We start from the raw sequence: 9,415 nt of genomic DNA, 5'->3' as shown, positions 1-9,415 counted from the left end.
GGCATGCTTGGGCCTCGTGAACGCCACATCGCGACAGCGTCATGCCACCACGACGCCGGCGGCTGGCATCATGCACGCCGTGGACCGCAAGCGCCTTCTCGCCGCGGTGATCGCCCTGACGGCCGCAGCCGGCACGGTGACCGGCAGCGTGCTCGAAACCGGCGTACCCGTTCCGGTGTCCCAGTGGGTCTTCGCCGCGATCGGGATGCCGCTACCGGCGCTCGGCTGGCTCATCGCGAGTCGCCGGCCGGCCAACCCGTACGGCTGGCTCATGCTCGCGTCGGCTTTCTGTTTCGGTGTCGGCGGACTGGCGGTGGGCTATCTCCTGCAGGTCACCAGGAGCGGAACGCACGCGCCCGGCCTTGGCGTCGCGGTTGCGGGTGCGGCGCTGTACAGCGCGCACTACGGGCTTGTCTGGATCTTCATTCCGCTGCTCTTCCCGGACGGCCGGCTGCCGTCCCCGCGGTGGAGGCCGCTGGCCTGGGCGGGTGGCGCCTGCATTGCCGTCCACGCGCTCGGCGTCGCATTCGTCCCGGGCGTCATTGACGAAGACGTACCGCTGGCGAATCCGCTCGCGCTGCCCGGCGTAGCCGGCGCGGTGGCGGTGGTCGCGGTAACGGTGAGTACGGTGTTGACGCCCGTGATCGCGGTCGGCGCGCTCTGCGGACTGTTCGTCCGCTGGCGCGGGGCGGCACCGGCGGAGCGGCGCCAGATACTCTGGATGACTGCCGGAATCCTCGTCAACCTGTCCGGCTTCATCGTCATCCTGGGCATCGACGGCGCTTACGTGCCGGCCCATCTCGGTTGGCTCGCCGTGCTGTCCGTCCTCGGCGCGGTACCAGCCGCCGTGGGTGTCGCGGTTGTGCGATATCACCTGCTCGACATCCGCGTCGTCGTCCGCAAGTCGCTGGCCTACGGCCTGCTGTGGTCCGCGATAGCGCTGATCTACGTCGCGGTGGCCACCGCGCTCGGAGTCGCCGCCGGCGAGCGGTTGCCGGTCGCGGTGGCGGTGACCCTTGCCGTTGCCGTCACGCTGGTGTTCCAGCCCGTGCGCACGTGGCTGGAGACGCTCGCGGACCGGCTCGTCTTCGGGGTTCGCCCCACGGCGGCCGAACTGCTCGCGGAGACCAGCACGACGCTGAACTCGTTGACCGAGTCGGGCAGCCAGCTGCAGCACCTCGTCCACGTCGCGCAGTCCGCGCTCGGGACGACCTGGGTCGCGGTCGAACTGCAGGACGGCACGCGGGCCGAGGCGGGCGCGGTGGCGGGCCTGCCGGCCCTCACGGTGCCGATCAGTAGTGACGGGAAGGCCGTGGGTCACCTGTCGACCGGCCCCAAGATCGAGGGCAGGATCGCGGATCGGGACCGGAACCTGATCGCGGCCCTGGCGGCCCAGGCCGGCCTTGCCCTACGCAGTTCCCGCCTGGCTGCCCGGCTGGTCAACGCCCAGGAGACCGAGCGCCGGCGAATCGAGCGCAACATCCACGACGGTGTCCAGCAACAGCTGGTCGCGCTGATCGCCGGCCTGGAACTGGCCCGCGCCGCCGGCCCACGCCCCGAGACCCTGATACGGCTTCGAGAGCAGGCGCGGGCGACGCTCGAGGATCTCCGGGAACTGGCTGCGGGAATCCACCCGACCGCGCTGGCCCAGGGCGGTCTGGTCGAGGCGGTGGAAGAGCGGTGCGCCCGGCTGCCCATCGACGTCACGGTCACCGTCGACGGTGCGCTGCGCCAGCGGCGCTTTCCCGACGACATCGAAGGCGCGGCGTACTTTACGATCGGCGAGTCGCTGGCCAATGTGCTCAAGCACGCCGAGGCGACCCGTGCCGAGGTACGGCTGGCGCACCGGGACAGCCGGCTCCTACTCGACGTTTGCGACGATGGGGCAGGATTCGATCCTCGCGCGGCAACTCGGCGCGGCCTCGGCCCGCTCACGGACAGGCTCATCGCGCTCGGCGGGGATCTACGGGTGCGGAGCACGCCAGGAAAGGGGACCCACGTGCATGCCTGGATACCGGTAGATGGCTGATCGCGCCCGCGCCGTGGTCGCCGACGACCACTACCTCGTCCGGGAAGGACTCCGGCAGTTGCTGGAAACCTCCGGCGAGGTCAGCGTCGCCGCCGCGGTCGGCACCGCCGATGAGCTGCTGGACGCGGTGCGCCGGTTCCAGCCGGACGTGATCGTCACCGACATCCGCATGCCCGGTTCGGGATTCCGGGCCGGGCTTGAGGGCATCGACGCGGCACACCGCGTCCGTGCCGAGCACCCGAACACCGGGGTCGTGGTGCTGTCGCAGTACCAGGACGCGCTGTTCGCCTTCGAGCTGTTCCGGCACGGCAGCGAGGGACTCGCCTACGTGCTGAAGGACCGGATCGGAAACCTCGACGACCTGGTCGGCGCGATCCGGGCGGTCGTACAGGGTCGCTCGGTGGTCGACCCCAAGGTCGTCGACGGACTGATTGCCCGCCGTGTCGCCCGTCACCGTAACCCAACTGGCGGGCTCACCTCGCGCGAGCGGGAGGTCCTCGGTGAGATGGCCCTGGGCAAGTCCAACGTCGGTATCGCCCGCTCGCTGCATTTGTCGGTATCGGCCGTCGAGAAGAACGCTCGGCTTTCGCGGTCTATGCAGCTGCGAGTGCCCATGCTCGCTGGACCTGCCGGATTTCTGCGTTGGTGGGTTGAGCTGGGCGGGAGCCCATAAATCGAGCGGCAATGAGGGTGCGTCGTAGCGCGGTGAGCATGTCGGTGAACGACGGGTCGGTTTTCGACAGGTACCAGGGTGCGTGGATGCGGCGGTCGGCGACGATCCCGGATCGGTGACCGTACAGCGCATACCAGAGCACGACGAGGGTGTAGACGTACATCCCGAACGCCCAGGTGCGGTTCACGGCTTCCGCGGTGCGGTTACGGGCCTGTCCGACGCCGAGGGTCTGGCGGGTGTCGAAGAACGTGACCTCGATCGCCCACCGGGCGGCGTAGCGGGCCACCAGATCGGCGGCGGTGACGCTCAGGTCAGTGGTGATCAGGGCCAGCATCGGCCCGGTTTCTCGGTCACGCACGAGGGTCATCCGTACCGGGTGGGGCCCGAACACCCCGTACCAGAGGCAGTCGAGGACCGCGATACGCACGGTGTCGACCCGCCCGTAACGCGTCACGGACACCGTCTGCCACACCGCGGTGGCGGCGGCCTCGCTGGGGGTACCGATCCGGGCGCCTTTCAATCGTGGCCGGCCCCGTTTACCGCTGCGGGCCGGTGCGCGGTGATACACCACCGCGTTGCGGGGCAGCCGGGTCGTCCATGTCACGGTGGCGGGCAGGTCCCGCAGGCCATGGCCGTGGTACGCGGCGTCGGCGACCACGTGGACCCGCCGGCCCGGCGTCCGGGCGGCGATGACGGTGATCATGTAGGCGGCCAACTCCACGGTAGAGGCGGTGCCCTTGCCCTGCCAGCGCCGGCACAACACCGGCAGGCACAACGGCCGGGACAGGAACGAGGGCCGCACGATCACCCCGACGACCACCCAGCGGTGACCGAACGCCAGCTTGTTCCGGGCGGGCGCCGAGCCGTCGTGGATCCATCCGACGCCGTGGACCTTCTTACCCCGACGGCGATGCGCGGTGTCATCGACCGCCAGGTGCAGATCGGCGCCGTCGGCGACGAGGTGGGTCAGGACCAGATCGAACACCGTCAGGCCGATCTGGTCGATGGCCCAACGCGTGGTCGAGAAGAACCGGTGCGCCCGATCATGCGACCAGGACGTGGCCATCCCGGCCCCGGTGAGCATCCCGCAGACCGTACGTTGCCCGGTCTGCGCGACCAACCCGACGACCATCGCGGAGAAGACCCCGAACGTCGGCGCCGTGAAACACCCACCGAAGGCGTCCAACAACCGACGCAACGAGATCGGTAGGCTGACTCCTGGAAGCATCGACGGATCACTTTCGGCAACGACAGTGGTACAAGGACCGTCGATGCTTCCGTCATCTCACCCCAAGATCACGCACTCCCAGGCCACCCGGCGTGTCACACCCACCGCCGACCCCTCATCAAAAACTGCGAAAGTCCAGTGATTCGAATCAATTCCTCGACGCAAAACTCGCTTTCGACCGAAGGGATTCGCATACCCATGTGGAGCATGATCGCCCGCCGCCCGCGGGCCGGCGTCATCGCCGCGCTCGTCGCGGTCGCGGCGTCGCTGCTGTTGGCACAGAACCCGGCCGCGGCCGCCACCGGCTACGGCGGGGACGTCAAGCGGAGCATCGTCATCGGCCGCGCGCAGGACTGGTACGACCGCAACGTGCCGTACAGCCAGAACCTCGACGAGAGCACCTGGGTGTGGGACGAGAACCACGGCCGCAAGTACCGCCCGGACTGCTCAGGCTTCATCTCGATGACCTGGAAGCTGACGAGCAGCCGGAACACCCAGACACTCACGGACGTCTCGCACACCATCAACTGGAACGACCTGCTGCCCGGCGACGCGCTGCTCAAGACCACCGGCAACCTGGCCACGGAGCACGTGCGCCTGTTCGACAAGTGGGTGGACGCGAGCACGCACGCTGACTTCTGGTACTACGAGGAGGGCAGCACGGCCACGGACATGAACCACGTCCGCGTAAACGTCCGAGACATCCGCAACGACGGCTACCACCCGATCCGCTACGACCACATCGTCAAGGGCTGAACCCGGCCGGGCCCGCCACGAACCGGTGGCGGGCCCGGCGCGGCGTCAGGCGTCTTATGACCGAGCCCACTTCTGGTTGTCGCCGCCGTTGCAGGTCCAGATCTCCAGCAGGGTGCCGTTGGCGGTGCCGTGCGCGGTCGCGTCCAGGCACTTGCCGGACCCTACCCCGACCACGGTGCCGTCGGCGTTGACGTTCCACTGCTGGTTCGTCCCGCCGTTGCAGTCGTAAATCTGCACCTTGGCCCCGTCGGCGGTGCTCGCGCCGTCGACGTCGAGACACTTCGTGCCGTACACCTGGAGTTGTTTGGCGGCGGTGAGGACGAACGTCTGGTTGGCGCCGCCGTTGCAGTCCCACAGCGTCAGCTGCGTGCCGTTGGTCTGCGACAGGGCGGGCACGTCGGCGCAGCGACCCGACTCGGCGCCGCGCAGGACGCTGAGCACGGGGCCGGAGTTCGCGGTGATGGCCAGGTTGTCGAATTGGTCGGTCTGGTAGCCCATGACCCCGACGCCGGCCTGACCGCTGCCGTACGAGAAGTCGCTGGCGGTGCCCAGAGTGGTGCCGTCGAGGGCAGCGGTGATCTGGCCGCCGGAGAAGTCGAGCCGCAGGTTGTGCCAGGTGCCGAGCCCGAGCGCCGGCCGGCTGCCCGAGGCGAGCGTCGTGTCCGTGTTCGCGGTGGTGTGCTTGACGATCGACCAGGCGCCAGTGTTCGCGACGCGCAGCTGGTAGGCGGCCTGCCGGTTCTGCGGCCGCAGCTGGGTGCCGGCCCGGCCGAGCAGGGTGACGGTGCCGGCCTGCTGCATGTTCACGTCCAGGCTGACGGTGTAGTTGGTCCAGGCCGGGTCGCCGATCAGGGTATAGGCGTCACTGTCGTCCTGCCAGTTGATCGGCCTCTGCGGGGCGACCTGCTGCAGGCACGTACCGGACCGGCCGGCGGCGCAGGCGCGGGTCTCGAACGAGCCCTGCATGTCCTCGGTGTAGCGGGGCTGCTTGCGCAGTGCGTAGTCGTCGAAGGTGTCGGTGTACGGCAGCGCCAGGCCGTGGCTCGCCGGGCTCGCCGCGGTGCCCTTGCCCTGCCCGGTTGTGGTGGTGACGGTGTAGATGCGGTTCGGCTGCAGGGTCAGGCCGTACGCGCCGCCGGACGGGGTGACGTCCGACTGCCTGTCAAGACCTAGCATGTTCTTCGATGTCTTGGGCGGGCCGGGTACTGGCCCTCCGGGTATCGACGGTGCTAGCCTGAAGCGGCTATCGATTGAAATGTTTCAATCGCTCGCCTCGTGAGGGACACCGCCATGTTCGTTCGCACGCGAGCCAAGCTGTGCCTGGCTGCCGCGATCCTCGCGCTCCCGGCTGCCGTCGTCCTGGCCGCGCCCGCCGCCGCGGCAGCCGCGGCGGTCGCCGTCGCCGACCTTCGCGTGAACAACGCGACCGACCCGCTCGGCATCGACAACGCGCGGCCCAGTCTCAGCTGGCGGCTGTCTTCGTCGGTGAACGGCGAGCGGCAGAGCGCGTACCGGGTGCTCGTCGCCAGCAGCCCGAGCCGGCTCAGCCCCGGCAGCGCGGACGTCTGGGACAGCGGCAAGGTGACCACGGCCGACTCGATCGCCGTGCCGTACGGCGGGCCCGCGCTCCAGCCGGCGCGGGTCTACTACTGGGTCACGCAGGCTTGGGACGCCAACGACCAGCCGTCGGCGTGGAGCGCGGCCGCGCGCTGGGAGACCGGGCTGTTCACGGCCCAGGACTGGAAGGGCGCGCAGTGGATCAGCCCCGACGCCTCCACCACGGCGGCGCCGATGCTGCGGACCTCGTTCACACTGCCGGCGAAGGCGATCGCCTCGGCCCGCGCGTACGTCGACGGGCTCGGCTTCTACGAGCTGCGACTCAACGGTGCCAAGGTCGGCGACCAGGTCCTCGCGCCCGCCAACACGCCCTACGACCAGCGCAACCTGTACAGCACGTACGACGTCACGTCTGCCCTGCGCGCCGGCGGCAACGCGGTCGGGCTATGGCTCGGCGACGGCTACGGCCCGCGGTTCAGCCCGTACGGCTTGCGCTGGTCCGGCCCGAAACAGGCGATCCTGCTCATCGACGTCACGTTCGCCGACGGCACGCACCAGGCGGTCACCACCGACCCGTCGTGGAAGTGGCAGACCGGCCCGATCACGGCCAACGACATCTACGCCGGCGAGTCGTACGACGCGCGGCTCGAGCGGAACGGCTGGGACCAGCCCGGCTTCTCCGACGCCGGATGGCGGGCCGTGCGTACCGTCGCCGCCCCATCGGGTTCCTTGAACGCGGCCGCGCTGCCGCCGATCCGGGTCGTGGCCACGCGGCCGGCCGTGCGCCTCACCCAGCCGCAGCCCGGCGTCTGGGTGTACGACTTCGGCCAGAACATCGCCGGCTGGGCACGCCTGCGTGTGCAGGGGCCGGCCGGGACCACGGTGCGGCTGCGGACCGCCGAGGAGGTGCAGGCCGACGGCATGCTCGACCCGGCGACGAACCGCAGCGCCGCCTCCACCGACACGTACACGCTCGCGGGGACGGGGTCGCTGGAGACGTACGAACCACGGTTCACCTACCACGGCTTCCGATACGTCGAGGTCACCGGCTTCCCGGGCACGCCGGCGGCGGGCAGCCTCGACGCCCGCGTCGTGCATGCCGACGTGCGGTCCACGGGCACGTTCACGTCCTCGGACGCGTTGCTGAACCAGATCTGGCAGAACAACCGCTGGGCGATCCTGAACAACACGATGAGCATCCCGACCGACAACCCGGTCCGCGACGAGCGGACACCGCCGGGGATGGACGTCCAGGCGTACCACGACGCGTCGATCCGCGAGTTCGGGATGGACGGCTTCTACGCCAACTTCCTGGCCGACATGCCGCCGGGCACGGCGCTGCCGAACGACGCCGGCAACGCGCAGCAGCCGGACATGGGCGGCGATCAGGTCGTGCTCGCCTGGGCGCTGTTCGAGCAGTACGGCGACCGCGACACCCTCGCCGCCACGTACCCGGCGATGAAGCGCTTCGTCGACACCAACGCCACCAACGTGCCCGGCTACATCTGGACGACCGGGTTCGGCGACTGGTGCCCGCCGGACCTGGGCCCGAACGCCAACGGCGGCCAGGGCAACCCGAGCGCGGGCGCCTGCCAGAGCGAAGTGTCCATTGTGAACACCGCGCTGTCGTACCGCCAGGCGCAGGCCGTCGCGAAAGCTGCCTCGGCGCTCGGCCAGACCGCCGACGCGACCCGCTACACCCAGCTCGCCGAGAACATCAAGGCGGCGTTCAACGCCCGGTTCCTCAACGCCGACGGCGCGAGCTACGGCAGCGGCCGCCAGACGACGAGCGTGCTGCCGCTCGCGTTCGGGATGGTCCCGGACGCCAACGTGACCGCGGTCGGCGCCCGGCTCGTCGACACGATCCTCAACCGCAACGGCGGGCACCTCGACACCGGCATCTTCGGCACGCGCTTCCTGGTGGACGCCCTCGCCCGGATCGGCCGCGTCGACGTGGCGACGACCGTGCTGGGGCAGACGTCGTACCCCGGGTTCGGCTACGAGATCAGCCGCGGCGCGACGACGCCGTGGGAGCAGTGGACGTACGCCTCCAACATGGAGACGCACGACCACGCCATGTTCGCCGGGATCAACGCCTCGCTCTACACCGAGGTCGCCGGCATCCGGCCGACCGGGCCCGGGTACGCCACGCTCGTCGTCGACCCGAAGGTACCGGCCGGGCTGCAGCGCGCCGCCGCATCGATCGACACCGTTCGGGGCACCGTCGCCAGCTCCTGGACGGTCTCCGGAAAGCAACTCGCGCTCGACGTCACCGTCCCGGTCGGGGCGACGGCGACGGTGCACGTGCCGAACTTCGGGCGCGGCGACGCTACGGTGAGCCCGTCGGCCGGCGCGACCCAGGTGTCGGCCGGCGGGACGGAGACCGTGTACGCGATCGGCTCCGGCAGCTGGCACTTCACCGGTTCCGTGGCCCCGCCGGGGACCTCGGCGTTGCCGGGCGCGTGGCCGCGGTGCGCCGCGGAGACTGGCACGTGCGCGTTCGCCGGTTCGCAGGCGGTGGCGTACGGCGCCGCCGGCCGGTTCGGCTACGCGACGCTCTCGAACGGCACCGCGTGCGGCAACGGCGTGTTCGGCGACCCGGCACCGAACGTCCCCAAGACCTGCTATGTCACCGCTGCGCCGCCGGCCACGGACACGTGGACGCAGTGTGCGACCGAGACCGGCACGTGCGCGTTCGCCGGTGCCGCCACGGTGGCGTACGGCGCGGCGGGCCAGTTCCGCTACGCGACGCTGACCGGCGGGACGGCGTGCACCAACGCGGTGTTCGGCGATCCGGTCTCCGGCACGGCGAAGGCCTGCTACCTCACCGCCCCGCCGCCGGGGACGACGACGTGGACGCCATGCGCCGACGAGACGAAGACGTGCGTGTTCACCGGCACCCGCCAGGTCGCGTTCGGCGCGGCCGGCCGGTACGCGTACCGCCGCGTCACCGACGGCACGCCGTGCACGAACACGGTCTTCGGCGACCCGGCTCCCGGCACCGCGAAGGCCTGCTACGTCCAGTGATCGCGGCGGCCCGAGCGCACCCGGGACCCGCACGGGTCACCGGTGACGTGCGCTCGGGCCGTCGCGACGGTCGATCATCTGGTAGCTCCTGCCGACGCACTGATTCGGCCGATGAGCGGATGCGGGCGGAAGGCCCGAATCGTTC

The 9,415-nt window shown here is 70.3% G+C and carries 6 protein-coding genes; 4 read left to right on the top strand and 2 right to left on the bottom strand.

Annotated elements, in window-relative coordinates:
- Positions 1-79: 79 nt before the first annotated feature.
- Both ACQPY0_RS42675 and ACQPY0_RS42670 read left to right on the top strand, forming a co-directional pair.
- Positions 80-2,029: a sensor histidine kinase gene (locus tag ACQPY0_RS42675; RefSeq protein WP_432974314.1), complete on the top strand. Its 1,950-nt coding sequence runs from the start codon at positions 80-82 to the stop codon at positions 2,027-2,029.
- Positions 2,022-2,702, top strand: coding sequence for a response regulator (locus tag ACQPY0_RS42670; RefSeq protein WP_432974312.1), 681 nt, complete (start codon positions 2,022-2,024; stop codon positions 2,700-2,702). Before ACQPY0_RS42675 ends, ACQPY0_RS42670 begins: the two co-directional genes overlap by 8 nt.
- On the opposite strand, the gene ACQPY0_RS42665 is transcribed toward ACQPY0_RS42670, so the two are convergent.
- Entirely contained in the window at positions 2,623-3,900 is a 1,278-nt protein-coding gene (locus ACQPY0_RS42665) for an IS701 family transposase (RefSeq protein ID WP_432974310.1), read from the bottom strand. The genes ACQPY0_RS42670 and ACQPY0_RS42665 overlap by 80 nt on opposite strands.
- 228 nt (positions 3,901-4,128) lie before the next feature.
- Between ACQPY0_RS42665 and ACQPY0_RS42660 the strand changes: the two genes are divergently transcribed.
- A complete protein-coding gene (locus ACQPY0_RS42660) occupies positions 4,129-4,686 on the top strand; it encodes a hypothetical protein (RefSeq protein WP_432974308.1) in 558 nt (185 codons plus the stop codon).
- Between the two features lie 54 nt (positions 4,687-4,740).
- On the opposite strand, the gene ACQPY0_RS42655 is transcribed toward ACQPY0_RS42660, so the two are convergent.
- Complete coding sequence (locus ACQPY0_RS42655; RefSeq protein ID WP_432974306.1) at positions 4,741-5,862, bottom strand: RICIN domain-containing protein; 1,122 nt, start codon at positions 5,860-5,862, stop codon at positions 4,741-4,743.
- 114 nt (positions 5,863-5,976) lie between these two features.
- On the opposite strand from ACQPY0_RS42655, the gene ACQPY0_RS42650 reads away from it, so the two are divergent.
- A complete protein-coding gene (locus ACQPY0_RS42650; protein WP_432974304.1) occupies positions 5,977-9,270 on the top strand; it encodes a family 78 glycoside hydrolase catalytic domain in 3,294 nt (1,097 codons plus the stop codon).
- The last annotated feature ends 145 nt before the right edge of the window (positions 9,271-9,415 follow it).

Origin of the sequence: Dactylosporangium sp. CA-233914 (genome assembly GCF_050942935.1) — a bacterium.
Lineage (GTDB): Bacteria > Actinomycetota > Actinomycetes > Mycobacteriales > Micromonosporaceae > Dactylosporangium.
The sequence above is the reverse complement of the archived record's forward strand: the minus strand, read 5'-3'. Positions and strand labels throughout refer to the sequence as shown.

Excerpts from the sequence above, each read along its gene's own strand:
- ACQPY0_RS42670 (WP_432974312.1), top strand. The coding sequence starts at position 2,022 with ATGGCTGATCGCGCCCGCGCCGTGGTCGCCGACGACCACTACCTCGTC.
- ACQPY0_RS42660 (WP_432974308.1), top strand. The coding sequence starts at position 4,129 with ATGTGGAGCATGATCGCCCGCCGCCCGCGGGCCGGCGTCATCGCCGCG.
- ACQPY0_RS42655 (WP_432974306.1), bottom strand. The coding sequence starts at position 5,862 with ATGCTAGGTCTTGACAGGCAGTCGGACGTCACCCCGTCCGGCGGCGCG.
- ACQPY0_RS42650 (WP_432974304.1), top strand. The coding sequence starts at position 5,977 with ATGTTCGTTCGCACGCGAGCCAAGCTGTGCCTGGCTGCCGCGATCCTC.